Raw genomic sequence first — 25,422 nt, forward strand, 5'->3', positions numbered from 1 at the left:
TCGACCGCTACATTCCCCACTTATGGAGCTCCCCATGCAGATCCCGGTAAACCGGTTCAAGCAAGCGATCAACGCAGGACAGCATCAACTAGGTCTCTGGGTGTCATTGGCGCACCATTACAGCGCCGAGATCGTGGCGCGCGCCGGGTTCGACTGGCTGGTATTCGACACCGAACACTCCCCCAACGACGTCCAGACCGTGCTGGGCCAACTGCAGGCCGCCGCTCCATATCCCGTATCGCCCGTGGTGCGCCCCAGCTGGAACGACCTGGTCCAGCAGAAACGCTACCTGGACATCGGCGCGCAAACCCTCCTGATCCCCTACGTGCAATCCGTCGAAGAAGCCGAACAGGCGGTGTCGGGCATGCGCTACCCGCCGCGCGGCATGCGCGGCGTGGGCGGCGTCATGCGCGCAAGCGGCTTCGGGCAGGTCAACAACTACATGCAAGTCTGCGAAGACCAGCTCTGCCTGCTGGTGCAGGTCGAAACCCGTGAAGGGCTGGACAGGCTCGAAGACATCGCCAAGGTGGACGGCGTGGACGGCGTGTTCATCGGCCCGGCCGACCTGTCGGCCAGCCTTGGGCATCCGGGCGATCCCAAGCACCCCGAAGTGCAAAGCGCCATCGAAGACGCCATCCGCCGCATACGCGCCTGCGGCAAGGCACCCGGCATCCTCACCGTCGACGAGGCCGCCGCGCGGCGCTACATGGAAGTCGGCACCCTCTTCACCGCCGTCGGCCTGGACGCAGCCCTGCTGGCACGCAACGCCGAACAGCTCGCCGCACGCTTTCGCGCTTAGCATCGCGGCCCGCAACGGCGGGCCCGCACAGCAGAATTCAGGAAACTCCTGTAGAATTATGCGTTCGCCGGTTTAGCTCAGTTGGTAGAGCAGCGCACTTGTAATGCGAAGGTCAACAGTTCGAATCCGTTAACCGGCACCAAACAATTCAAGCACTTACGCCAATCCGCAAGGGTTGGCGTTTTGCTTTGCTACTCCCATGTAGCCGGTGTGTAGACTTCAGCCGCCAATGTGCCTGCTCCTCAAGGCAAGAGGAGTTACCTGTGATTGCGCAGGTGACCGTACCCAGGGAAATACGGCGGCGCATGGGCCTGAAGCTCGGCGACAAGATCACCTTCTCTCCGCTCAGCGAAAGCTTTGCTAAACAGCATGTTTTTTATATAATTAGCCGCCTTATTATAAGGCGACTAATTATGAAGCTCGAACAGAAGTACAACGCGCTCATTCAGGAAGCGCAACGACGCAAGATGCCCGACGTGGAAGGCATTCGCCTGTGCTTCCAAACGCTTTCGCTCGCTGCGGGAATCGACCAGGACTGCGCCGCGCTGCTGGCGCCGCATGGTTTGTCCGAAGGGCGCTTCATCCTGCTGTTCCTGCTCGATGCGGCGCCCGGGGGACTGGCGCCGAACGCGCTGGCCGACAACGCGGGGGTTACCCGCGCCACCGTCACGGGGCTGCTCGACGGCCTCGAGCGCGAAGGACTGATCGAGCGCCTTGCGGACACCAATGACCGCCGAGCGCTGTGCATACGGCTCACTCGCAAGGGAAAACGTGCAGCAAAGACTGTGTCCGAGCAGCATGGCCGCTGGATAGCCGGCCTGTATGGCAACCTTTCCGTATCGGAGCGCAAGCAATTGGCGACCCTGCTGGAGAAAGTGGCCGGCAATCTCGGCAGGAGGGCGCCATGACGGCTGCCCGCAAAGGCGCAACCCGCGCTTCAGCCATCCCCTCCGACGTGCTGCAAGCCTTGTCTAGCGGCGCCATGCAAAGCGCCACCTTGGCCGAGTGCCTGGCTCTTGACCAGGCCCGGCTGATGCGTGCCGTTTTTCCCGGCCTGTCACCCCAGGCGCTCAAAGAAGTGGATTCCGCCTGCGAGCTGGGCATTCTCAAGCGCATGAGCCGCATCGGCGCCGTGTTGCTGGATGCGTTGGGCGCAGGTGGCATCGAGACCTGCCGGGCGCACAGCGCCGATACCGTGCGCGGCTGGGCCTGCTTCATGATCGGGGCACAGCCCGGGCTGTCTCTTTCCACGCGGCTGGCCGCCATCCGCCCACTGGCGGACGACGGACATTTCGGCGTGCGCGAATGGGCCTGGATGGCGATGCGCCCGCACTTGGCGGAAGAACTGGATGCGTCCATCTCTCTTTTGGCTCAATGGGCAACCTTGCCTTCCGAACGCTTGCGCCGCTTCGCCAGCGAAGCCATGCGCCCGCGAGGCGTGTGGTGCGCGCATATTGGCGGCCTCAAACGCGAACCCGGGCGGGCGCTGCCCATTTTGGCACCACTGCGCAACGATCCTTCCCGCTACGTGCAGGACTCGGTCGCCAACTGGCTCAACGATGCCGCCAAAGACCAGCCCGACTGGGTACGCGGCCTTTGTGCTCAATGGCTGCAAGCCATGCCCACCGACGACGCCACCCGCCGCATCTGCCAGCGCGCCTTGCGCAATCTAAAGTAAACGAGATATCCGGTTCAGCCGGGCCGCGAGCACGGCCACGGAAGGCACTCATGGAGCATGCCCCCTGATTAATATTCAATCATTTTATTTATCAAAATAAATGATGATTACGTCGATCGAGTAAAGCACATCGGTAGATCACTAGCGATACGGTTTAACGCATACGATTTAATTTTAATGATTTAACACCCTAATCCCGCAGTATTTAATAATGATGTTCATATCTCGCGCCTCCATCATTTATATTGATTGAGTATTTCAATAAATGATATTGGTAAATCCCGTGGTTCGCTGACATAATCTGCCGCGCCCGCCGGCATCTGGCCGGACTGCGAAAGCGATGCGAGGATGGGAGAGGGACTCATGACGATAGCGAACAATTTGATCGACGGGCGTTGGTGTCCGGCGCAAAGCGGCCGGTTGGCCGACAGCATCAACCCGGCGACCGGTGAAGTCATAGGCCGGTTGGCGGACAGCGGCACGGAAGACGCATCCGCAGCCATCCAGGCGGCCAGCGCCGCCTTCAACCGCCCCGAATGGGCGCAGAACCCGCGCTTGCGCCAACAAGTCATGTGGGAATGGTCGGATCGCCTGGCGTCCTGCGCCGAAGAACTCGCCCAGTTGCTCACGCGCGAAAACGGCAAGGTGTTGGCGCAGGCGCGCGGCGAAATCGCCGGCGCCATCTCCGAGATCCGCTATTACGCGGGCCTGACGCGTTACATGCCCGGCCACGTATTCGAGGTATCGCCCGGCGAATACTCCACCATGCTCAAAGAGCCGGCCGGCGTCGTCGGCATCATCGTGCCCTGGAACTCTCCCGTCGTGCTGCTGATCCGCTCGTTGACGCCCGCGCTGGCGGCGGGGTGCACGACCGTCATCAAGCCGGCACCGCAGACGGCGCTGATCAACGCGGCCGTGCTCAGGCCGCTCTCCGAAATCGCCGCACTGCCGCCCGGAGTGATCAACGTCGTTTCCGAAACCGGGCATGAAGTGGCGCAGGCCCTGGTGACGTCCCCCTTGGTCGACGTATTGAGTTTCACAGGCTCCAACGCCACGGGGCAGCGCATCATGGCGGCCGCCGCGCCGACGATGAAGCGCCTGTCGCTGGAACTCGGCGGCAAGGCGGCCTGCCTGGTTTTCGACGACGCGGACATCGCGAAGACCGCGGGGCTGCTGGCCGCGGCCGCGACGATCACCTCCGGGCAGCAATGCACGGCCGCCCGGCGCGTTCTGGTGCACGCCAGCAAGTTCGGCGAGATGAAGCAAGCCCTGACCCAGGCCTTGCGCGCCCTGAAGGTCGGGCCGGGCGACGAGGCCGGTGTGCACATGGGCCCCCTGATCGACGAGCGCGCCCATGCGCAGGTCCAGGAGTGCGTATCCAGGACCTTGGACATCGCTGACGAGGTGCTGCTGCCCGGCGGTCGCCCGCAGTCGCTCCCGCAGGGTTTCTTCATGAATCCCGCTCTGGTCGCACACCAGGATAGCGGCGCCTTCTTCATCCAGGAAGAAATTTTCGGGCCCTTGCTGGTGATGGAATCCTTCGAGGATGAGTCCGAAGCCGTCAGGCGGGCGAACCATAGCGAATATGGCCTGGCGGCCAGCATCTGGACGCGCGACGGCGCCCGCGCCATGCGCGTGGCCAGGGCCCTGCGCAATGGCACGGTATGGATCAACGACCACAACAAACTGTTTGCCGAAGCCGAAACGGGCGGCTATCGCCGCAGCGGCCTGGGGCGCCTGCACGGCTACGACGCGCTCAACGATTTTCTGGAAATCAAGCATATCTATCAGCAGGCGGGCGTGGTCGCCCCCGGCTGACAGGGCCGCGTAGGCGGGCTCGCACAAAGTAATACCTGCTAAAATCCAGGTATTACAAGGAGCATGCCATGTCTACGCTCACCGCCAAAGGGCAAGTCACCATTCCCAAACCTGTGCGTGATCTGCTTGGGCTATGCCCCGGCGCCGAAGTCAGCTTCGAAATCGCCAGCGACGGGCGGGTGTATTTACAGCCCGGAGCCGCGAGCGCGGCTTCCAGAAGCAGCTTCAGGCAATTCAGGGGGGCGGCCAAATGCGGCATGACCACCGATCAGATCATGAAGCTCACCCGCTCAGCGGATGAATGACGATGACCACGCTGATCGACACCAGTATCTTGCTGGATGTGGTGACAGACGATCCAAACTGGGCCGACTGGTCCATCCAGCAGCTGGAGTCGGTCAGCATCCAGGGCCCATTGTTGATCAATGATGTGGTGTACGCCGAATGGTCCGTCGGCTATGACCACATCGAGGCGCTGGACGACACCATTGCAAAAATGGGCCTGCTGGTCGAGCGCATTCCGGCCAGCGCGCTTTTCCTGGCCGGCAAGGCCTTTCGCAGGTATCGCGGCGAAGCGGAAAGAGAAACCGGCGTCTTGCCTGATTTCTTCATCGGCGCGCATGCCGCGGTATTGGCCATTCCCTTGCTTACCCGGGACACCAAACGATATCGCCGTTATTTCCCAACTCTTACATTGATCAGCCCATCACCTTCCGGTCCAGTCGCCTGATCGCCGCACTACAAATGAGAACCAACCAGAAACTCACCCCAACGTCGGAAACCGCAAAAAAAACCCTGGGGCTGCTAGATATCCTGAGCAAGGGAAAGCGCGAATGGACCGCTGCCGAAGTGGCGAAGGAAGCGAATCTTCCGCATAGCACGGCCTTTCGCCTGCTGTCGACGCTAGAGGAATTGCGCTTCATCGAATACGACGCGGAAAGCCGGCGCTACCAGCTGGGCTTGAAGCTGCTGGAGCTCGGCCACCTGGTATCGCAGCGCCTGGACTTGCCTTCGCGCGCGATGCCTTTTCTTAAAGAGCTTGCGGAAGAATCGGGCGAGACGGCTCATTTGTCCATTCGCGACGGGGACTGCGGGGTCTTTATCGCCAAGGTCGATGGCGAGCACAGCGTACGCATGCACACGCCGCTCGGACGCAGGGTTCCTCTGCACGCCGGCGCATCGATGAAATCGCTCATGGCCGATCTGAGCGATGAAGAAATTTCCGCATACATCGCGATGCGCGCGCAAGCCGGCACGCCGATATCCGACCCCGGCAGGCTGCATGAGCAAGTGCGCTTCATTCGCGAGCATGGCTATTGCTCGACCATTGCGGAACAAACGCCCGGCGCGGCCGGCGTGGGCGCGCCGGTGCGGAATCACGCGGGCGAAGTCGTGGCGGCCTTGACCATTTCAGGGCCGGAATCCCGCTTCACCGAAGAAAATATTCAACGCTTCTCGGCGCTGGTCACCCGGGCGGCGGCCGGGCTCTCCAGGCGGTTGGGCAACGTCTGACCCATGGCCAGGGCCGGCCCGCTTATTTCGCCGTCGCGCCGCTGGCCTTCACCAGCTCTCCCTGTTCCGCGATCTGTGCCTTGATGTAGTCGTCGCACTCGCCCAATACGGGGTCTCTTGGGGTGATGCCCTGGGCGACGAGCTTTTCGCGGATCTCGGGCAGCGCGCTCACCGCCTTGAGCTCGGTGGCCAGGCGCTGCATGACCGGCTCCGGGGTTCGCTTGGGCGCCAGAAGCGCATACCAGATCTGGTATTCGAAGCCTTCCAGGCCCGCCTCCTGGGCCGTAGGGGTGTCGGGCAATAAAGGCGAGCGCTCGGCGCCCGTGACGGCCAGGCCCGTGAGCTTGCCCGCCTGCATCTGCGGCATGGCTATGCTGACCGGCGGAAAGGCGAGGTCGATGCGCCCACCGATGATCTCCATCACGGCCTCCTGAACGCCTTTATAGGGAACGTGCACCATCTCGGTGCCGGTACGGCTGACGAAATATTCTCCGGCCAGGTGCGCCGCCGTGCCGATGCCGCCGGAACCATAGTTCATCTTCCCAGGCCTCTTCTTTACATGCTCCACGAAATCCTTCACGCTGGTGATCTTGAGACTGGGCGAGATGGAGATGACGGTTGGGGAACTTGCAACGAGCCCGACACAGGAAAGGTCGTTGGCCGTATCGTAGGGCAGGTCTTTGTATAAGGTGGCGTTGATGGCATGGGACGAAGACACCATCTGCAAGGTGTAGCCATCCGCCGGCGCTTGCAGCAAGGTCCGGGTCGCGATGATTCCTCCGGAACCGACCTTGTTCTCCACTACGACAGGCTGCCCCAGGCGTTCAGAAAGCTTGTCCGAGTAGAGCCGGGCGATCGTGTCGACCAGGGAGCCGGGCGAGAACGGGACGAGTATCTTTATCGATTTGCCCGGGTAGCTTCCTTGCGCGTGCGCGGAGCTTACCAATTGAGCGCCGGCGGCAAGCATGGCCGCGGCAAGCCATTTCATTTTCATTGTGTGTCTCCTTCTATCATCGTTTGGTGGTGGACAAGGCACGGCTTTTTTTGCTCTCCGGAAACGGGTCCCGGCCTCGGCTGGACCGGAAGCCCTTGCCGGACGTCTTACTCCAGGTTGAACACGACGGTCTTGAAATCCGTCAGCTCGCGGATTGCGTATTTCGGGCCCTCCCGGCCGATCCCGCTGTCTTTGACGCCGCCATAGGGCTGATTGGGCGCACGATAGCGAGAGGCGTCGTTGATCATCACCCCGCCGTAGCGCAGGCGCTTGGCGACATAAAAGGCGTTCTTGATGTCCTTGGTGAAAATGCCCGCCTGCAGTCCGAATTCGCTGTCGTTCGCTTCACGGATCACCTCATCGGTGTCTTTGAACGGCATGATGTTCACGATCGGGGCAAAGACTTCCTGGCACACGACCGCCATGGGGCGCCTTACGTTGCCGAGCACCGTGGGCTGGAACATGCGGCCTTCGCGCTTGCCGCCGATCAGCACCTCGGCTCCGTTCTGGACGGCTTCGGACAGAAGCCGTTCTGCGCGTTCGGCGGCCGCGTCGGTCAGCACCGGCCCGACGTCGGTCGCATCGTCCATGGGGTCTCCCACCTTGAGCCGGCCTACCTTGTCGACGAAGATCTCGGTGAATCGATCGATGACGCTTTCGTGGACATACAGGCGTTGCACGGAGGTGCATACCTGGCCTGCGATCGCATAGCCGGATGCGCGCGCGGCGAGGGCGGCTTGTTCGAGATCCGCATCGGGGAAGACGATGGTCGGCGCGTTGGAGCCGAGCTCCAGGGCAACGGGCCGAATCCCCACGGTCTCCAGTATGTGCCGGCCCGTGCGCGCCGAGCCCGTGAAGGTGTAGCGGCTGAAGCGAGGATCCTTCAGCAGTTGCTCGCCCACCGACGGCCCGCGGCCAAAAACGACTGCCAGGTGCCCCGCCGGCAAGCCCGCTTCGACGAGGATCTCGGCCAGGCGATAGGCGGTGATCGGGGTTTGCTCGGAGGGCTTGAGCACCACGGGGCTTCCAGCGGCAATCGCCGCCGCCACTTTGTGCGCGGCCTGGTTCAGCGGCGCGTTGAAGGGTGTAATGGCGCATACGGGGCCCGACGGGGTGTGCATCACCACCGCGAAGCGGCGCTCGGAACCCGGGTTCGCCTCGACCGGGATGGTTTCCCCGTCGATGCGCTTGGCTTCTTCGGCGGCGTTCAGCAGCGCAGCCGCGGCGGAGTTGACTTCGGCGCGTGATTCGCGAATCGTCTTGCCGACTTCCCGGACCAGCATCCGGGCCAGGGCTTGGGCGTCTTCCTGCACGAGGCGGCTCGCCTTCTCAAGGATCTGAAAACGCCTGTGGGGAGAGAGCTCCTCGCCCTCGAAGGCTGCTTGCGCCGCATCGACGGCTTGCTGGACCTGCTCCGCGGTGGCCTCCCGGATCCGCGCGATCGTCTCGCCTGAAAACTTGTTCAGCACCGGTAGCTCGACGTCCGAACCGCCAACGCCCCACTGGCCGTTGATCAGCATTCTGGGTTGATACATTCATCGCTCCTAAATATGAGTCGTGATTAGACGGTTGGCTGTATGCGGCTGATGGCGATGTCCTCGTCGCCAAAGATCTCGGCCGAGGTCAGGGCGCCTTCGCATACCTCTCTGGCGAACTCAAAGAGCCGCCCGCCGGCCTCGCCCAGCGTCTCGCCGGCGAGCATGGCCGAAACGTCGACGTCCACGTTGTCGGACAGGCGCGCGGCGGTGCGCGGGTTCGCGGTCACCTTGATCGTGGGCGCAACCGTGCAGCCCATGATGTTCATTTGCCCGGTCGAGAAAATGATGAGCTGCGCGCCCCCGGCGGCGATCCCGGTCATCGATTCGGCGGCGGGCGCGGCCGTATCCATGAGAAACAGCCCCGCCGAAGGCGCCGGCGTGGCATATGGCAGCACCCCGCACACCGGCGTCGTGCCGCCTTTGATGATGGCGCCCAGCGATTTTTCCTCCAGTGTGGAAATGCCGCCCCGGATGTTGTCGGGAACGGGGTTGGCGCCCCGGATGTCCACGCCCCTGGCACGGGCATCGGCCTCGATGCGCCCGGTCGCCTTCCAGATGTCCGCGGCGACGGACTCGTTGACGGCTCTCGCCGCCAATACTTGCTCGGCGCCCATCCATTCGGAGGTTTCGGTAAGAAACACGGTGCCGCCGGCCGCAACGACGCGGTCGGCGACAAAGCCCAGCGCGGGGTTCGAGGCGATCCCGGACGTGGTGTCGGTTCCGCCGCACTCGACCCCAAGGGTGAGTGCGGACAGAGGGACGGCCACGCGCCGCTGCCGGCTGGCCTCGCGCACCATTCTTTGAAGGATGCGCATGCTCTGGGCGATGGTCTCGATCGTGCCGCCTGTGTCTTGCACGGAAAGGTGTTCAACCGGCACGCCTTTTTCGGCGATGGCGGCCGCAACCTTGCCGGCCGATACTCTTTCCAGGCTGATGACGAGCACCGAGGCAATGTTGGGATTGGTCGCCAACCCCACCTGAGTGCGCCGAAAGAGCGCGTCGTCTTCACCAAACTGCCCGCGCCCGTACCAGACGGGAATCGGCACCGTGCCCTTGATCAGCCGCCCCAGGTTCCGCACGATGCCATTGACGTTGTCCATCACCGCGAGTATGGCCACGTGATTGCGGATTCCAACGGTGCCGTTTTCACGGCGATAGCCCATGAAGGTCGAGTTTTCCATTTACGCCTCCTTTCCGGCCCGGTCGCCCCGGCCTCGCTGGCTTTCGATGTTGTGGACATGGACACAGGCGCCCAGCTGGATGTCGCCGGCGGCCAAGCCTATGCTTTCGCCGTACTTGATGACCGGCTGCCCCGCCGGTATCGGCATCAGGGCGACTTTGTGCCCGAAGGGAATCGGCTCGATCGCCGCCAGATCCCCCTTGCCGGCAAGCCGGAGCGTGTCGCCCTTTTCCAAATCGACGATCGCGGTGGCGACGTTGTCCTTGGGGTGCAGCACAATTGCGCGCTTATCCATGAGCCTCTCCTTTGAGCGCGTTGCGATAAATGCCGACCACTTCTTCGAGCGACACGGCGCAGGGGTTGGTGACAGCGGGCTTGCCCTGGAGCGCGTCCACGGCCAGGTCTTCCAGCTCGGCCTCTTTGACGCCGAAGGCGGCGAGCGAGCTTGGAACCCGCATGGTTTTGTTCATGCGGTGCACCGTGTCGGCGAGCCCCGCCGCGGCCGCGGCGTCGTCCTCCGGCGCGGACGAATCAAGAGCCCGTGCTATGCGGGCAAAACGCACGGGATCGCGCGTCGCGGTCACCGCCAGGCACCATGGGAGCAGCACCGCGTTGGCCATGCCATGAGGAACGTGGAACTTGGCGCCCAGCGGGCGGGCCATCTGGTGCACGATGCCTGTGCGGCTATGCGAGAGCGCCAGCCCGCCGATGCACGAGGCGATTTGCATGCTGCGCGCATGGCGCTCGTCGCCGCGATTCTTCCAGTAAGGCAGCATGGAGTCGCCCACCAGCTGGATTCCATGCAAATTCAGCGCGTCGGTCATTTCCCAGCGCCCGACGTTACCGACATATGACTCGAGCAAATGGGTGAGCGCGTCCATGCCGGCCGCCGCGGCCACCGCAGGCGGCACCGACGCGACCATCTGGGGGTCGAGAATGGCAGTCGTCGCAACCGCCAAGGGCGAGCGCACCGTTACCTTCAAGTGGCGCTCCGTGTCGTTCACCGAGATGTGCCAGCTCACTTCACTGCCGGTACCGGCGGTGGTCGGAATGCAAAGGAGCGTGATCGGCGGGCGCTGGACCTTGTCTTCGCCGACCAAGTCCAGAATGGAACCGCCGTGGCTCGCCACCAGGCCCGCGCCCTTGGCCGCGTCCAGCGCCGCACCGCCGCCGATGGCCACCAGCGCGTCGATGCCTTCGTCCCGGCAGCGGTTGCCAAGTTCGTCCATGAGCTGCGCGGTTGGATCCTGCATGACTTCCGAATACACCCCGGCAAGCCGGCACCCTTGCGGCACCGCCGCTTCGAGCGGGCGGGTAAGCCCTGCCGCATGCACCCCTCGATCAGTGATGAAGAGCACCCGCTTGGCGTTGAAGCGCTGCAGCTCGGAGGCCATGACCTCTGCGGCGGGCCTGCCTTGGAAGCTGCGTGTTGAAGAACAAAACGAAGGTAGCATCTGACCGTGTCTCCCGAATATCTGAAAATGAAATGTCATCTCATTTTTAAAAATCTACAGGGATATCCGCCTACGGTCAATACTGCGCCGCAGCATGACTGGATGGATCGCGCTTCTGTGTTGTGGGGAGAACCGGAGCCTGTGAGCGCGCGCCGCCGCATGCGGCGCAAGCCCCGGAGCGGTATGCGGCTACCGGACTTCAACCAAACCGATACGCCGATATCGTGGTTTCCATGACCTGCTCTGAATAAACCTTCCGGCCCCGGGAATCCCCCGCGGCGCCGGCGACCGCCATCAATGGGATCAGGTGCTCTTCGCCACCCACGGGGTGGCAGTCGCGCGCATGGGGTGCCTGCGTCCAGGCTTGCAGCAAGGCGTCGCGCTGCGCCGGTTCGCTTTCCACCGCCTGGGTCAGCCAGCGGTCGAACTCGGCCGAGACGGGCGTGTATCGCGGGTCGCCATAGCCGCGCATGTTGTGGAAGCTCATGCCGCTGCCCAGGATGAGCACGCCTTCGTCGCGCAGCGCCGTCAGCGCCCTGCCCGCTGCGAGATGGGCGGCGGGGTCCAGGCCGTGCCGCAAGGACAGTTGAACCACCGGAACGTCCGCGTCGGGGAAGACCAGTTTCAGCGGAATGAATACGCCATGGTCGAAGCCGCGTTCGTGGTCCACTTTGGCGTCCACGCCATGCCGTTCCAGCCGCTGCGCGATCATAGACGCCAGTCCCGGAGCGCCCGGGGCGGGATAGGACAGCTGGTAGGTGTGCGGCGGGAAGCCGTAGTAGTCGTAGATCAGCGGTGGCTGGGCGCGCCCGGTGACGCTGAATTGCGGTTCCAGCCAATGCGCCGAGATCAGCACGACGGCGCGCGGCCGGGCGGGCAGGGTGTCCGCCAGGCCCTTTAGAAAGCCGGCCATCCGGTCCCATGTGCCGGCGGGCTGCCAGTCCATGAAAAAACAAGGCCCGGCGCCGTGAGGAATGTAGAAAGCCGGCATGCGTTCATGCTCGCCGGCGGTGAAAGCCATGTCGTTCATTGTGGATCTCCTGGTTGCAGGCATGGCTCAAGTATGTATCTTTGATGGAAGTTAGTGAATCCTTCAGTACTATTAGATATTCACACGTATCCGAGCCATCACCTTGAGCAACACCACCGCATTATTCATCCTCGGCCACGCCGGCACAGGCAAATCCTTTCTTACCAGCCATTTCATCCGCAGGCAGCGGGAACACGGGCGATGCTGGTGCGTGCTCGACAAGGACGTGGTCAGCGAATGCTGGTCCGGCCCGTTTTTGCAGGCGCTGGGGCAAAGTCCGGACGATCGCGACAGCCCCTTGTTCAAGGCGAAAGTGCGCGACCTGGAATATGCCAGCACGCTGCGCGTCGCCAGGGACCAGCTGGAGTCCGGGCTGAACGTGGTGTTCCCGGCGCCATGGAGCCGCGAACTGGCTTCGTCCGCGCTGTTCTCCTGCCAGGCGCTGGGCTTGCCGCCGGCCACGCGCCTGCGTCACGTATGGCTGGAGCTGCCGCTCGAAGTCCGCAGGCAGCGCATCGTCGACCGCGCCGATCCGCGCGACGCATGGAAGATCGCCCACTGGGAAAGCTATGTGTCGGCATTGAAACGGCCCGACGCCGTCGTGGACGGCCGGGTGCCCGTCTTGAACGCCGGCCTTCCGCTCGACGATCAGCTGGCGGCGCTGGAGGCGCTGCTGCGCTAGGCGGCCCGCCGCGCATGGCGGCGCCTTTCCACGGCCGGCCGAGGGGCTACGCGGCGACCGCCACGGCCTGGCTGCCCGCCACGAATGCCTTGCTGCCCTCGATCCAGCCGGGCACGCCGCCCGACAGTATCGCGGTCGTCATGGCGTCCACGACCTCTTCGGCCGACGCGCCGTTCTCCATGGCATTGACCACGTGTATGCGCGCGCCCTCGGTATAGCGCTCCGAGGTATTGAGGGCCACGAGCAACAGCTCCTTGTATTTATGCAGCAGGACGCCTTCGCGCAGGTTCTCGCTGCGCAGCACGTAATAGCCCTGCAGGAGCTCCGGCTTGTGCTCGGCCAACAGCGTCACGAAGGGCGGCAGCCCATGCAGCACGCTTTCGAAGTAGGCCAGCATGTCGACGACGTCGACGGGTTCGTGCGCCGCATCGGCGTCTTCCGGCGCGGGCAGCGTTTGCGCGTCGACGCCGATCAGGCGCAGCCCTTCGCTGAACATGTGCACGCCGCGCGAAGGCAGGAAGACCTCCAGCGTCTCGATCAGCTCGGCGTCGCTGGCGCCGGCGCTTCTTGCCAGTTGGGCATGCAGCTTGACCAAATCCGCCCTGCCCTGGGAAAGATAGATCACGAGCAAGATGAAATGCTTGACCTTCTCCGGCAGCACGGATCGGTTGAAGATGCCTTCCGCCACATAGGCAAGGCCCACGGCCTTCTTGGGGCTGTAGCGGCACAATACGTCGACCCATTCGACGTCCCCATAGACGCTGCTCAACAGCGCTTTGGCCTTGTTGATGTCCATTTCCTAAGCTACCTCGCTTTCAGTGATGTATTTCGCGTCGTGGTTCGCGACGATGAAGTCGGCGGCCTGCCATACCTTGACCATGCTGTTGTAGGCGTCCATGGAATTCTGATGGATGCCGGGGATGGTGAGGTCGTGCTCCGGCGAGCCGCAGGGGCAGGATCCGAAGTTCTCCTGTATGCAGCAAAAGCCGGTGATGATCCCCACGCCCCGCGGGCCGCGCACCCATACCGACTGGCCGCCAGGCGTGTGCCCCGGGGTGAACAGCACGCCCACGTTCTCGGTGATCCGCCTGTCCCCTTCGATTTGCTCGAACTCCAGGCCTGCGATGAAGGTGTGGTCGTAGTATTTGTCTATGGGCTGCGGCTTCGAGCCGAATTCCCATTCGATGCGCTGGACGATTTTCCTCGCCCTCTTCAGGTCGTGTATGTAGGCGACGTGATCCATGTGCAGATGGGTCAGAATGACGATGTCTATGTCGTCGACCGTCAGGCCATGCGCGGCCAGGCCCTCTTGCAGGGTCTGCACATGCTGCACGGTATCGGGCGGCCGGCCCCAGGACTCGACGGCCTGGACGGCGGTCGCCCCCGCATCCACCAGAATGTTGTGGTCGCCGTCCTGCACGAGCCATGCGTAATAGCCGAACTCCACGTTCTGGCCAAAGCCCTTCAGGTACGTGAACTTGGTTTTCTCGGCCCGCCCCAGAATCTTGGCGAGCGGTATCGCGTGTATGGTTGCCATCAATCGTCTCCCGCAAAAATCAGCGCCCGGGTCCGTGTGTCGACCTCATGGATCTCGCAGGTGATGCAAGTACGCGGGCTCAGCCGCCCGTCTTGCGCCACCTGCCGTATGGCCTGCGCCAGCCGGCGCGCCAGGTCCGCCCTGGCGTCTTCGCTGCGGCCCTGCCTGATTCGCAGGCCGAGATTCACAAAAGCCGCCATGCCTTGCTGGCGCACCCGGAATCGTTCGTGGACCACCACCCGGCCCATCAGGACGGCCTGCTCGAAGTGCCCGCTATGCAGGCAGGCGTCCGTGACGGCGTCGAGCATCGCGTCGGCCCAGGGCGCGAGATTTCCGGATACTTCCAAAGTGAGATGCGGCATGGTCAATCCAGCTGCACGCCCGTCGCGCTGACGACTTTCGCCCATTTCGCGACTTCGCTCTGATAGAAGCGCTGCGCCTCGGCCGAGCCGCCGGCGACCACTTCGGCGCCCATATCGGCGAAGCGCTGCTTGAGCTCGGGCCGCGACAAGGCCTTGTTGATCGAGCGCTCCAGCTTGAGGACGATGTCGTCGGGCGTGGCCGCCGGGGCGAAGACGATGAACCAGCTCGTCGAATCCATGCCCTTGATGCCCAGTTCGTCCAGCGAGGGGATGTCGGGCGCCACCACCGATTTCTTGACGGAGCTCAGGCCCAAGGCCTTTACCTTGCCGGCCTTGATGTGCGGCAGCGTCGTCATGATGCTGTCGAACACCACCGGAACCTGGTTGCCCAGCACGTCGTTCATGGCGGGCGCCGCGCCGCGGTAGGGTATGTGAGTCATCTTGATGCCGGCCAGGTCGGCGAACTGCTGCATGAACAAGTGGGAGCCCGAGCCGTTGCCCGCGCTGGCATAGTCGATTTCCTTGCCCGACTTCACCTGCGCTATGAGCTCCTGCACGTCGTCGATGCCGGATTGCGCATTCGCTAGCAAAACGTACGGCGATGTGGAGACCCATGCAACGGCGCGCAGCTGCTTGAGCGGATCGAAGGTCAGCGACTTGTACAAGGCCGGATTGATGGACAGCGCGATGCTGCCGAACAATAATGTGTAGCCGTCGCCCGGGGACTTGGCCACGCGGTCCGTGGCGATGTTGCCGCCGGCCCCGGGGATGTTTTCTATCACCACCGGCTGGCCGAGCTCTTCGCCCAGCACATTGCCCAAGGCGCGGGCGGCGACGTCCACGCCGCCGCCCGGCGGGAAGCCCAGCACGAGCCGGACCGGCTTGTCGGGAAATCCCGCCGACGCGGCCGCGGATGTTGGCATAATGGAAATGGCCGCCGCAGCGGCGGCAAAAGCAAGCTTGGCCAGAAGAAGGGCGGGCCGCGGGGTTGCCTTGGGTAGCATGCTGGTCTCCTAGATGATCGTTATGAATTCATTGTAGAAGTGGCCCGCCGCGCCGATTTTTACTTTGTTTATTGCGAAATTTGACTTTTAAAAGAGACCTCCGATGAGACTTCCCGCGCTATCGACCAGGGAACTCCGAAACTTCATATGGCTGGCGGGCAGCAAGTCCCTGAAGGAAGCCGCGGAAAAATGCTCCTTGTCTCAACCCGCGCTGAGCATCCAGCTGAAGCAGCTCGAATCGAAGCTCGGGGTCCAGCTGGTTTTACGGTCGAACGCGCAAAAACAGATCGAGCTGACGGCCGCCGGCGCGGAATTCCTGGTGGGCGCGCGCCACGCCGTCCAGATCCTGCAAGACGTCATCGACCGCATCAGCCCCCCGGACCGGCATGACAAGCCGCAGCTGCGCGTCGCCTGCCTGCCGTCGCTGTTGCAGGACGTCATATCTCCGGTGCTGGCCGAGCTGTCGAAAACCCACCCCCATGCGCAGCTTTCCGTGCTGGACGGCGACTCGTCGGCGTGCTCGACGCTGCTCAGCGGCAAGAAATGCGACGTCGCGCTTTGTTCGCGCCCCGTCAATGGGCCGGACATCAAGTCCGAATGCCTGTTCTCCGAACAATTCTGGGCGGTCGTGCGCAAAGACGACGCGCGCGCCGGCCGCGACTACCTGACCCTGGACGATTTCACCGACACCACCATCGTCAATCTGACGGACAACCACGCGGTCAGCGCAAGCCTGCTGACGCGCTCCCTGCCCTATATCCAGGTGAACACCATCACCGCCCTGGAAAGCATGCTGGCGCAGGGGGTGGGCGCCGCCATCGTCGCGCATTCCACCGCGCTGACCATACAGCATCCGACGCTGGTGAAAATTCCCCTGGCCGACCGCGAAGTCACGCGGCAGATTTTCCTTTCCTGGACGGCATCGCCGGCCAACCCCCTGGTCTTCGCGTTCATCGAGCGCCTGCGCAGGCAGACCGAGCGCAATGTCCTGGGCCTGTCGGCCCGGCCTTAGGGCCCGTCAACGTGCCGGCGGAAAGCTAGAACGCAATGATCACGATCGACCCGGCCAGTATCAGCAGGCCGCCGATCGCGATGGGCCACGTCAGTGCCTCGCCCAGGAAGATCACGCCCAGGACAATGGCCAATGCCACGCTGAGCTTGTCCACCGGCGCGACTTTGGCGACCGGCCCCAGCTGCAGCGCCCGGTAATAGCACAGCCACGACAGGCCCGTGGCGATTCCCGAGAGCGTCAGGTAGACCCAGCCGCTCAGCGGGACGTTGGCCGGCTTCTCCCATTCGCTGCGCATGGAGACGATGCCCGCGATGACCACGAGTATGACCAGCGTGCGGATGAAGGTCGCCAAGTTGGAATTCATGCCGGTCACGCCCAGCTTGCCGAAAACCGCGGTCAGGGCGGCAAAGAATGCCGAGCCGAGCGCAAACACCACCCAAGCCGAATTCGAATTCATGTTTCATGCTTCCCGATATGCGTCTCCAGGATTTTACGTGCATGGGAACCCGAATTGCTGGTGGGCGCGCGACCCGACATAGAATCACGACAGAACACCGATGGAACCAAGACAATCTTGCGAGGCCCCATGACTCCCGTTGCGCCCTATCGAAGCCGGCTGCGCCTGAGCCTGCTGCTTGCCCTGCCGGCCGCCGCGCATGCCGCCGAGGGGGTGAGCCCGCAAGGCGTGGCCCAGCTCGCGCCCGTGATCGTCACCAGCACGCAAAGGGCCCAGCCCCTGTTCGAGGCGCCGGCCTCCGTCGGCATCATCGAAGGGGACGCTTTGCGCGACGGCCGGATGCAGGTGAATCTTTCGGAGAGCCTGGGCGCCATACCGGGCGTGCTGGCCCAGAACCGTGAAAACTACGCCCAGGACCTGCAGCTGTCGATACGCGGTTTCGGTTCGCGCTCCACCTTCGGCGTGCGGGGCATTCGCCTGTACGTGGACGGCATACCCGCCACCATGCCGGATGGTCAGGGGCAGACGTCCAACATCGACCTTTCTTCCGCGGAGCGCGTCGAGGTCTTGAGAGGCCCTTTTTCCGCGCTGTACGGCAATTCGTCCGGCGGCGTCATACAAGTATTCACCGAAAGCGGCGAAGGCCCCCCGCGCATCGTTTCAAGCTTCACGGCCGGCAGCGACGGCCAGCGCCGCTACGGCCTGAAGGCCGGCGGCGCAACCGGCGCAGGCCCGGGTGCACTGGACTATATGGTGAGCCTCAATCGCTATTCCACCGACGGCTACCGCGACCATGGCTCCGCCCGCAAGAATCTGGGCAACGCCAAGCTGGGCGTCGCGCTGGGCGAAGACAGCAAACTGACCGTGATCCTGAACAGCGTGCACGTCCGGGCGCAAGACCCGCAAGGACTGCAATACGATGAGCTCATGGACGCGCCCCGCAGCGCCGCGCCCAATGCGCTGCTGTTCGACACGCGCAAGACGGTGAAGCAGACGCAAGGCGGGCTGGTCTACGAGCGCCGCATCGGCGCCGACAACGCGCTTCGCCTGACGGCTTATTACGGTCAAAGAAAGACCGAGCAATTCCAGGCGATTCCGGTCTCCACGCAAAGGCCGCCCAGCCACTCGGGCGGCGTCATCGACCTGGAACGCAATTATGGCGGCCTGGATGCGCGCTGGACTTCAACCCTGCAATTGGCGGGACGCCCGCTGACACTGATCGGCGGCGTCGCCTACGACGTGCTGCGCGAAGATCGCCGGGGGTATGAAAACTTCGTCGACGCCGGCGGCGCGCAGCAATTGGGCGTGAAGGGCCGGCTGCGCCGCGATGAAACCAACGATCTCTGGAACATCGACCCCTATGCGCAAGCATCGTGGGCGTTCACGGATAGATGGACGCTGGACCTGGGGCTGCGCTACAGCACCGTCAGCTTCCGCTCCGACGATCACTATGTGCAGGAGGGCAATCGGGACGACAGCGGTTCGCTGCGCTACCGGAAGGCCTTGCCCATGGCTGCCTTGCGCTATCAGGCCACCGAAGACCTGAGCCTGTATGCAACGGTGGGCCGCGGCTTCGAAACGCCCACCTTCAACGAGCTTTCGTACAGAAGCGACGGGCTGGCCGGCTTGAATACGGCGCTCCGGCCTTCAGTCAACACCAGCGTCGAGGTCGGGGCGAAAGCCCGCATCGGAAACAGCTTGCTGACCGCGGCGCTGTTCCAGACGCGCACCCGGGATGAAATCGTTGCCGCCGACTCGCTGGGCGGACGAAGCACGTTCCGCAATGCGGGCCGCACGTTGCGCAAGGGCTTCGAATTGAGCTGGCAAGGCGAGCTGGCGCGGCATTGGCAGGGGGCGCTGGCCTATACCTGGCTCGATGCGAAGTACCGAGACAGCTTTTATGCCGGCAGCGAGACGCCCGCCAACCTGATTCCTTCAGGCAATCGCATTCCGGGCATCGCCAGGCATGCGCTCCATGCCTCCATCAGCTGGGCGCCGCCCCAGGGCTGGCGCGCCGGGATAGAAGGCCGCTATCTCAGCAAGATCTATGTGAACGACAGCAATGACAGCGCCGCGCCCGGCTATTTTACGACCGCGGTGCATGCGGGGTACCTATGGCGCTTCCAGCAGTGGGAAATCAACGCCTACGCCCGCGTGGACAACGTGCTGGACAAGCGTTATGCCGGCGCCGCCATCATCAATGCGGGCTTCGGCCGGTATTACGAGCCCGCGCCCGGCCGCAACTGGACGGCCGGGCTGCATGCGAGCCATCAGTTTTAGGGATTCCGGAGGGCCGGACCCCACGCGTCAGCTCAAGTGGATGTTGAGCTTCTTGACGACGTCATGCCAGTACTTCAACTGCTGGTCGATGAAGGCCTTGAGCTCCTCGGGCGTGCTGCTTTGGGGCAGCGCGCCTTCGCGGCGGAAGCTTTCCTGCAGCTTGCCCGCGCCCATGACTTTGGTGACCGCCTTGTTGAGGACCTGGATCACGTCGTCGGGCGTGCCGGCCGGCGCCAGCAGGGCGTTCCAGGTGTTGATTTCATAGCCCGTGAAGTTCTTGTCTTCGGCCATCGTCGGCACTTCAGGCAGCTCGGTGGAGCGCTGCTTGGTCGTGACGGCCAGGGCGTCCAGCTTGCCGCCCTTCACTTGCGGCAGGGCGGCGGGCAGGGTGGCGAACGTGAACTGGGCATCGCCGCTCATGACCGCCATGTTGGCGGGCGCGCCGCCTTTGTAGGGCACGTGCACGATGTCGAGCTTGGCCTGGTCGGCGAACATGGCGCCGGCGATGTGCACCGGCGAGCCGTTGCCGCTGGATGAATAGTTCAGGACGCCCGGCTTGGCCCTGGCCGTCTCGACCAGTTCGGCGACCGACTTGAATTTCAGCTTGGGATCCGTGACCAGCACCAGGGGTATGGACGCCAGCATCGATATGGGCGCGAAGCCTTTGACGGGATCGTAGTTCAGCTTGTTGTACAGCGCCGGGTTCATGCCGTGGCTGGACACCGTCGCGATGAACACGGTGTAGCCGTCGGGCTTGGCGTTCTGCACATATGCGGCGGCGATGCTGCCCGCCGCCCCCGGCTTGTTCTCGATGACCACCGAAGTGCCCAGTTCTTCGGCCAGCTGCTCGCCCAGGGCCCGGGCGAGGATGTCGGTGGTTCCGCCGGCGGCATAGCCGACGACGATGCGCAAGGGCTGATCGGGATAGGCGGCGTAAGCGGGAGCCGCGCCCATCATCGTAGCGGACACGGCCGCGCACAGCAGCAGTTTGCCAGTTTTCATCTCTTCCTTTCCTTTCGTCTAACGTTGTTGGTGAATCAGCGGCCTTTGAACTCGGGCTGCCGCTTCTGTGAAAATGCAAGCTTTCCTTCTTTGTAGTCCTCGCTTTCAAAGCACTGCAGGACCAGCGATTTCATTTCCGCCATGTCGATCTCGACCAGGCGGTCCGACAAGCTGCGGATCATCTTCTTCCCCGCCGCCACCGTCAGCGGCGCATTGGCATTGATTTTCTTCAGGTAGGCGTCCACCACACCGTCCAGGTCGGCCTTGGCGGCAACGGCGTGGATCAGATTCCGCTCTTGTGCCTCGCGCGCCGTGTACTTGGACGCGGTGACGAAGATTTCCAGCGCGTTCGCCATGCCGGCGGCCCGCACCAGGTTCTGGATGGCGGTGAAGCGGTAGCCCAGCCCCAGCCTGGCGGCGGGGATGGAGAACACCGAATCCTCGCTGGCCAGGCGGATGTCGCAGCACAGCGCGATGTTCAGCCCGCCTCCGATGCAGTAGCCGTCGATCCGTGCGATCAGCGGCTTGCTGAAATTCTGGATGGCCATCTGGGCCGACTCGGCGACGACTTCGTACTCCTCGACGGCGTTGGCGCCCGTGCGCAATTTTTCGAATTGGGAGATGTTCGCGCCGCTGACGAAGGCCTTGTCCCCGGCTCCGGTGAGCACTACGGAGAATATCTCCGGATCCTCTTCGAAGGCCTGCAGCGCTATCGGTATCCCCGCCCACATGTCGAAGGACACGGCATTGTGTTTCGCCGGATCGTTGAAGGTGATCCAGCCCGTGCGCCCTTCGCGCTCGACCATCAGCTGGTCGGTGATGCGCCCCTGGAATAAGCGTTCTCTTGTCATGCTAATCCTTCTTGTTCAAGTATTCGTATCGTTCCATGCCGTTGCTCAGGTGGTGGCGCATCGCCAGGCGCGCCTTCTGGGCGTCCCGGTCGCGGATCGCGTCGAAGATTTCGTGATGCTCTTTTTCGACGTGCCCGATGCGTTCCGTGCCCGTCGTCCTGTACCGCAGCGTCCGCACGGCGTTGTGGAACACGTAACTCAGGTGCTCCATCAAGCGGATGAAATAGGGATTGTTGGAGCACTGGGTCACCGCCATGTGGAACCGGAGGGCGGCCTCGGCTCCCCGCTCCCAGTCTCCCCCCGCCTTGTCCGTCTCGCGCAGCGCCGCTTCCAGCGTCTTGAGCTGCCGCGCCGTCCGGTGCTCGGCAGCCAGCGCCGCCGCGCCGGCTTCGATTTCCAGGCGCAGCTGATACACGTGCCTGAGCTGGCCCGCGTCCAGCAAATCGTCGGCGATGACCTCGAATTTGCGCGCATTGACGTTGCCGGCGACGAAGGTGCCCACGCCGCGCCGGGTTTCCACCAGGCCGTTGAGCTTGAGCCGCGCGATCGCCTCGCGGACGACGTTCCGGCTGACCTGGAACGACTCGGCGAGTTCGAACTCCGTCGGCAGCTTCTGCCCTTCCTGGAATTCGGCTGAAAGAATCTTCAGCCGGATCTGGCGGGCAATGGCGTCGGGAAGATTGTCGGGACGATCAAAGGCTGTAAACATGGGAAACCAGGCTCCGGTTCATGAAAAAGTAGCCTGTCTTATATCACTCCCTCTTGCCGCAGGCGCTCCAGGTCTTCCGGGCCGATTCCCAGTTCCGTGTAGACGGCGCCATTGTGCTCGCCCCGTTCTGGCGCCGGCGTCAGGTCGCCGAATTCAGAACGGCTGAACTTGACCGCCTGCCCCACCACGCTGATTTCCCCCAGCTTGGGATGGGCCAGGGGCGCCGCCATTTTCAGGTGGCGCACCTGTTCGTTTTCGAAGGTCTGGTCCATTGAAAGAATGGGCCCGCAAGGCACGCCCTGCTCGTTCATCAAGGCTATCCATTCTTCGGTGTCTTTCAGCCGCGTCTTGTCGGCAATGGCGGCATTCAGGGCCGGCCGGTTCTTGGCGCGCAAAGGCACGGTCAGGAAGCGCTCGTCCGTGAGCAGTTCCTCGGCCCCGATGACTTTGCACAGACGCATGAAGATGTCGTTGCCCATGGCCGCGATGTTCATGTGCCCGTTGCGCGTCGGGAATACGCCGGTGGGGCTGCTGGTGGGATGGTCGTTGCCGCTTTGGCCGGGCACTTCGCGGTTCATCAGCCAGCGCATGGCCTGGAAGTCCATCATCCACAGGCCGGCCTGCAGCAATGAGGTCTGCACCCATTGCCCTTCGCCGGATTGTTCGCGCTCGAGCAGGGCGATGAGTATGCCGATGGCGCAGAACAGGCCCGCCGTCAGGTCGGCTACGGGAATCCCGGCGCGCATGGGCCCGCGGCCGGGCTCGCCGGTGACGGACATGAGCCCGCTGATGCCCTGGGCGATCTGGTCCAGCCCCGGCCTGTCCACATAAGGGCCGTCCTGGCCGAAGCCCGAGACGCTGGCGTAGACGATGCGCGGGTTGACCGCCTTGAGGGATTCATAGTCTATGCCCAGCTTGTGCTTCACGCTGGGCCGGTAGTTTTCGACCACCACGTCGGCGTTCTTGACCAGTTCCATGAACAAGGCCTTGCCCTTGGGGTGCTTCAGGTTCAAGGTGATGCTGCGCTTGTTCCGGTGCGTGTTCTGATAGTCGGCAAACTGCGCGGAGCCGCCCGGTTTGTCGTCGGCGGCGACGCCGGGCTCTTCGATCTTGATCACGTTCGCGCCCCAGTCGGCGAACTGCCGCACGGCGGCGGGCCCGGAACGGACACGGGTCAAATCCAGCACAGTAAATCGTTGCAGCGGTTTCAAAACTCACTCCTTTCTCGGCCCAGTTGTAGGTTGTTGGACATATTACATGCACGAAAGATGGTCGTCAATCCAGAACGAGATCGCCAGACCGCGCTGTGGGGCGCGCCGCACTGCCGATGCAAGCGGCTCCCACATATCCATTAGTCATTACTTGAGAAGCTATATTCTGCGACTTCCTGGCGCACAGCGCTGGAGTCCAACCAGGGGTATACCCTATAAGCGCAACTCCCTATATCCGCCTCAAACAGGCGCTTTTAAAATGTACACATACATAACCACTGTTCACATATGAGAACACAAGACACCACAGGCGTGAAATCTGCATTGCGTGTATTGGATTTGTTGGAGCTCTTCAGCTCGACAAGTACCGAGCTCAAGCTTTCAGAAGTAGCGCGGCAGCTCAACATGCCAAAGAGCAGCACTTTCGCTTTGCTCAATACTCTTATTTCTCGCGGCTACGTCGAAGACAGCCCGGCAGGCTATCGCTTGGCAGAGCGCTACCGGATATCAGGCTGGGTTGGAGGGCCATACGCCCGCTTGTTGCGGGTAGCCCATCCAATCATGGTGGAACTGTCCGGATTGATCCGTGAATCGGTGTTTATCGGAGCATTGAACGGGCGCAACATGGTCCAGTACCTGGACAAGGTCATCAGCGACGAACCCCTACGGTACGACGCTGACTTGTCCAAGGAACGCTATGCATACGCCACCACCATTGGGCAGGTTCTCTTGGCGGATTGGCCACAAGAACAGCTTGAACAATATTTGACTTCCCAGCCCCTCACTCAGGTAACGCCAAAAACGGAGATCGACCTCGTACGCTTGCGTGAACAACTTGCCCGTGTACGCGAGCTTGGCTATGCGGAGCTGAGCGACACACACAAGTTGGGCGTGTCCGGTATTAGTGCGCCAATCAGGGGCGAATCGAATCGGGTCGTAGCGGGCTTGTGTACGTTCGGCCCCACCCAACGGATGATGGAATCCTGGGACTCTCATCGGACACAGGTCCTGCGTGCCGCCGGCCGAATCAGCGCCTCTCTACAAGCAGGATAAGGAAATCCTCTTTATGAAAATCCTAGTAGTCGGCGCCGGCATCATCGGTGCGCTCAGTGCACTGCAATTGCGGCGATCCGGACACGCCGTAACATTGATCGAGCGGGATGAGCCGGGCATGCAATGTTCGTACGGGAATGGCGGAGCCCTGAGCCCGGACTTCTGTGTGCCGTTTGCACTTCCTGGAATGATGAAGCGCATTCCGCGCTGGTTCGCCGATCCGAACGGGCCTCTCTTTGTAGATTGGCGCCACCTCCCAAAGTCTCTGCCGTGGCTGTTTGAGTGGCTGCGGCAAAGCAAGCTCGACAAAGTATGGCACAACGCTCGCGCGATGCGCGCATTGCATGGCCCCTGCATCGACCTATATGAATCCATGCTAGGCGAAAAAGCCGCCGGTCTGATAGAGCGCGGCGGATCAGTCTATGTTTGGAAGACGCCGAAGGCGGGTCCCACGGAAACCCTGTCCCGCACGATTCGCGAGACCATGGGAGTACAAGTGGTTCCGTTGCAGGGCCGCCAAGTACAGGAAATAGATCCTAATCTCCATCCGTCATATTGCAATGGCCTGCTGTTTCCCAACAACGGACACACCGTAAATCCGCTGCGTCTCACACAGACCATCGTAGACATGTTCGTTGCCATTGGTGGCGCCGTCATTCGAGACGATGTGCAGGGCCCAGTTTGGAAGGACGGCAAGGTCATTGGCGTCCAGTGTTCTCAGGGTAGCAATCTCGCTGAACGCATGGTGATCGCTACCGGCATCCGTGGCAAGACGTTCGCCGCCCAATTGGGTGACCATGTACTACTCCAGGCCGAGCGTGGCTACCACGTCATGCTGCCCGACCCGGGTGTACGGCCGGCTCTAAAAATCAGCAACCGCGACCACATGTTCGGCCTGGCTCCGATGGAGAACGGCGTGCGTATCGGAGGTACGGTCGAAATTTCAGACCCGGACGCCCCCATGCGGCCTGAACGGGCCCGGTCGCTATTGATGCACGCCCGTGCGATGTATCCAGACCTGAACGTCGAAGGAGCCGAGTTCTGGATGGGCTCACGGCCGTCGACACCGGATTGTCTTCCTATTATTGGCCCGTCTGCACGGGCACCGAACGTACTTTACGCCTTCGGGCATGGCCATAGCGGCGTGATGGCGTCACCCATGACCGCTCAACTGGTTACCGCGTTGATCAACGATGCTGCTCCGCCAGTTGATCCAACCCCATACAGACCCGATCGATTCTGAACCGACACGATTTTCA

General features: G+C 62.8%; 27 protein-coding genes and 1 tRNA gene. 13 read left to right on the plus strand and 15 right to left on the minus strand.

Annotation, left to right across the window (positions count from 1 at the left end; translation table 11 throughout):
• Positions 1–34 precede the first annotated feature (34 nt).
• The 8 genes from hpaI to H0A72_RS19510 all read left to right on the plus strand — a co-directional run bounded on the left by hpaI (position 35) and on the right by H0A72_RS19510 (position 5,807).
• Entirely contained in the window at positions 35–799 is a 765-nt protein-coding gene (gene hpaI / locus H0A72_RS19475; protein WP_180158177.1) for a 4-hydroxy-2-oxoheptanedioate aldolase, read from the plus strand.
• A gap of 66 nt (positions 800–865) precedes the next feature.
• A tRNA-Thr gene (locus tag H0A72_RS19480) sits at positions 866–941 on the plus strand.
• Positions 942–1,212: 271 nt separating this feature from the next.
• A complete protein-coding gene (locus H0A72_RS19485) occupies positions 1,213–1,707 on the plus strand; it encodes a MarR family winged helix-turn-helix transcriptional regulator (RefSeq protein WP_180158225.1) in 495 nt (164 codons plus the stop codon).
• A complete protein-coding gene (locus H0A72_RS19490; protein WP_180158178.1) occupies positions 1,704–2,477 on the plus strand; it encodes a DNA alkylation repair protein in 774 nt (257 codons plus the stop codon). The genes H0A72_RS19485 and H0A72_RS19490 overlap by 4 nt, the downstream gene beginning before the upstream one ends.
• A 363-nt stretch (positions 2,478–2,840) precedes the next feature.
• Entirely contained in the window at positions 2,841–4,295 is a 1,455-nt protein-coding gene (locus H0A72_RS19495; protein WP_180158179.1) for an aldehyde dehydrogenase family protein, read from the plus strand.
• A 68-nt stretch (positions 4,296–4,363) separates the two neighbouring features.
• Positions 4,364–4,600, plus strand: coding sequence for an AbrB/MazE/SpoVT family DNA-binding domain-containing protein (locus H0A72_RS19500; RefSeq protein WP_180158180.1), 237 nt, complete (start codon positions 4,364–4,366; stop codon positions 4,598–4,600).
• A 2-nt stretch (positions 4,601–4,602) separates the two neighbouring features.
• Positions 4,603–5,025, plus strand: coding sequence for a type II toxin-antitoxin system VapC family toxin (locus tag H0A72_RS19505; protein WP_180158181.1), 423 nt, complete (start codon positions 4,603–4,605; stop codon positions 5,023–5,025).
• 14 nt (positions 5,026–5,039) lie between these two features.
• Positions 5,040–5,807, plus strand: a complete 768-nt coding sequence (locus H0A72_RS19510) for an IclR family transcriptional regulator (protein WP_180158182.1) — start codon at positions 5,040–5,042, stop codon at positions 5,805–5,807.
• Between the two features lie 22 nt (positions 5,808–5,829).
• Here the strand turns inward: H0A72_RS19510 and H0A72_RS19515 are convergent, their stop codons facing one another.
• From H0A72_RS19515 to H0A72_RS19540, 6 genes are all read right to left on the minus strand, one after another.
• On the minus strand, positions 5,830–6,801 hold the full coding sequence (locus H0A72_RS19515) for a tripartite tricarboxylate transporter substrate binding protein (RefSeq protein WP_180158183.1): 972 nt from the start codon (positions 6,799–6,801) through the stop codon (positions 5,830–5,832).
• A 107-nt stretch (positions 6,802–6,908) separates the two neighbouring features.
• A complete protein-coding gene (locus H0A72_RS19520) occupies positions 6,909–8,336 on the minus strand; it encodes an aldehyde dehydrogenase family protein (protein WP_180158184.1) in 1,428 nt (475 codons plus the stop codon).
• 26 nt (positions 8,337–8,362) lie between these two features.
• Positions 8,363–9,520: a UxaA family hydrolase gene (locus tag H0A72_RS19525; RefSeq protein ID WP_180158185.1), complete on the minus strand. Its 1,158-nt coding sequence runs from the start codon at positions 9,518–9,520 to the stop codon at positions 8,363–8,365.
• Positions 9,521–9,814: a UxaA family hydrolase gene (locus H0A72_RS19530; RefSeq protein WP_180158186.1), complete on the minus strand. Its 294-nt coding sequence runs from the start codon at positions 9,812–9,814 to the stop codon at positions 9,521–9,523.
• Positions 9,807–11,012 carry an iron-containing alcohol dehydrogenase family protein gene (locus H0A72_RS19535; protein ID WP_343060218.1) on the minus strand — a complete coding sequence of 402 codons (1,206 nt, stop codon included), beginning with the start codon at positions 11,010–11,012 and terminating at the stop codon, positions 9,807–9,809. The genes H0A72_RS19530 and H0A72_RS19535 overlap by 8 nt, the downstream gene beginning before the upstream one ends.
• 160 nt (positions 11,013–11,172) lie before the next feature.
• A complete protein-coding gene (locus H0A72_RS19540; RefSeq protein ID WP_180158188.1) occupies positions 11,173–12,003 on the minus strand; it encodes a DODA-type extradiol aromatic ring-opening family dioxygenase in 831 nt (276 codons plus the stop codon).
• A 103-nt stretch (positions 12,004–12,106) separates the two neighbouring features.
• On the opposite strand from H0A72_RS19540, the gene H0A72_RS19545 reads away from it, so the two are divergent.
• A complete protein-coding gene (locus tag H0A72_RS19545) occupies positions 12,107–12,685 on the plus strand; it encodes a P-loop nucleotide/nucleoside kinase family protein (protein WP_180158189.1) in 579 nt (192 codons plus the stop codon).
• A gap of 46 nt (positions 12,686–12,731) precedes the next feature.
• Here H0A72_RS19545 and H0A72_RS19550 read toward each other — a convergent pair whose 3' ends face one another.
• The 4 genes from H0A72_RS19550 to H0A72_RS19565 are packed head-to-tail and all read right to left on the minus strand — an operon-like array spanning position 12,732 to position 15,588.
• Entirely contained in the window at positions 12,732–13,481 is a 750-nt protein-coding gene (locus H0A72_RS19550; protein ID WP_180158190.1) for a carboxymuconolactone decarboxylase family protein, read from the minus strand.
• 3 nt (positions 13,482–13,484) lie between these two features.
• Complete coding sequence (locus H0A72_RS19555) at positions 13,485–14,222, minus strand: N-acyl homoserine lactonase family protein (protein ID WP_180158191.1); 738 nt, start codon at positions 14,220–14,222, stop codon at positions 13,485–13,487.
• Positions 14,222–14,584 carry a tautomerase family protein gene (locus H0A72_RS19560; RefSeq protein ID WP_180158192.1) on the minus strand — a complete coding sequence of 121 codons (363 nt, stop codon included), beginning with the start codon at positions 14,582–14,584 and terminating at the stop codon, positions 14,222–14,224. The genes H0A72_RS19555 and H0A72_RS19560 overlap by 1 nt, the downstream gene beginning before the upstream one ends.
• A 2-nt stretch (positions 14,585–14,586) precedes the next feature.
• Positions 14,587–15,588, minus strand: coding sequence for a Bug family tripartite tricarboxylate transporter substrate binding protein (locus H0A72_RS19565; protein ID WP_180158193.1), 1,002 nt, complete (start codon positions 15,586–15,588; stop codon positions 14,587–14,589).
• 103 nt (positions 15,589–15,691) lie between these two features.
• Between H0A72_RS19565 and H0A72_RS19570 the strand changes: the two genes are divergently transcribed.
• Positions 15,692–16,600, plus strand: a complete 909-nt coding sequence (locus H0A72_RS19570; RefSeq protein ID WP_180158194.1) for a LysR family transcriptional regulator — start codon at positions 15,692–15,694, stop codon at positions 16,598–16,600.
• Between the two features lie 25 nt (positions 16,601–16,625).
• Here H0A72_RS19570 and H0A72_RS19575 read toward each other — a convergent pair whose 3' ends face one another.
• Positions 16,626–17,057: an EamA family transporter gene (locus H0A72_RS19575; protein WP_180158195.1), complete on the minus strand. Its 432-nt coding sequence runs from the start codon at positions 17,055–17,057 to the stop codon at positions 16,626–16,628.
• Between the two features lie 129 nt (positions 17,058–17,186).
• Here H0A72_RS19575 and H0A72_RS19580 point away from each other — a divergent pair, with 129 nt between their 5' ends.
• Positions 17,187–19,337 (plus strand): TonB-dependent receptor, encoded by a 2,151-nt coding sequence (locus H0A72_RS19580; RefSeq protein ID WP_180158196.1) that lies wholly within the window; start codon positions 17,187–17,189, stop codon positions 19,335–19,337.
• Positions 19,338–19,364: 27 nt separating this feature from the next.
• On the opposite strand, the gene H0A72_RS19585 is transcribed toward H0A72_RS19580, so the two are convergent.
• The 4 genes from H0A72_RS19585 to H0A72_RS19600 are packed head-to-tail and all read right to left on the minus strand — an operon-like array spanning position 19,365 to position 23,086.
• A complete protein-coding gene (locus tag H0A72_RS19585) occupies positions 19,365–20,339 on the minus strand; it encodes a Bug family tripartite tricarboxylate transporter substrate binding protein (RefSeq protein WP_180158197.1) in 975 nt (324 codons plus the stop codon).
• 35 nt (positions 20,340–20,374) lie between these two features.
• On the minus strand, positions 20,375–21,190 hold the full coding sequence (locus H0A72_RS19590) for an enoyl-CoA hydratase (protein ID WP_180158198.1): 816 nt from the start codon (positions 21,188–21,190) through the stop codon (positions 20,375–20,377).
• A gap of 1 nt (position 21,191) precedes the next feature.
• Positions 21,192–21,899, minus strand: coding sequence for a FadR/GntR family transcriptional regulator (locus H0A72_RS19595; protein WP_180158199.1), 708 nt, complete (start codon positions 21,897–21,899; stop codon positions 21,192–21,194).
• Positions 21,900–21,937: 38 nt separating this feature from the next.
• Positions 21,938–23,086, minus strand: a complete 1,149-nt coding sequence (locus H0A72_RS19600; protein WP_425502531.1) for a CaiB/BaiF CoA transferase family protein — start codon at positions 23,084–23,086, stop codon at positions 21,938–21,940.
• Between the two features lie 336 nt (positions 23,087–23,422).
• Here H0A72_RS19600 and H0A72_RS19605 point away from each other — a divergent pair, with 336 nt between their 5' ends.
• Both H0A72_RS19605 and H0A72_RS19610 read left to right on the plus strand, forming a co-directional pair.
• Entirely contained in the window at positions 23,423–24,163 is a 741-nt protein-coding gene (locus H0A72_RS19605) for an IclR family transcriptional regulator domain-containing protein (protein WP_180158201.1), read from the plus strand.
• A gap of 13 nt (positions 24,164–24,176) precedes the next feature.
• A complete protein-coding gene (locus tag H0A72_RS19610) occupies positions 24,177–25,406 on the plus strand; it encodes an NAD(P)/FAD-dependent oxidoreductase (RefSeq protein ID WP_180158202.1) in 1,230 nt (409 codons plus the stop codon).
• Positions 25,407–25,422 lie beyond the last annotated feature (16 nt).

It is taken from the genome of Parapusillimonas granuli (assembly GCF_013416525.1).
GTDB classification, from domain to species: domain Bacteria; phylum Pseudomonadota; class Gammaproteobacteria; order Burkholderiales; family Burkholderiaceae_B; genus Parapusillimonas; species Parapusillimonas granuli.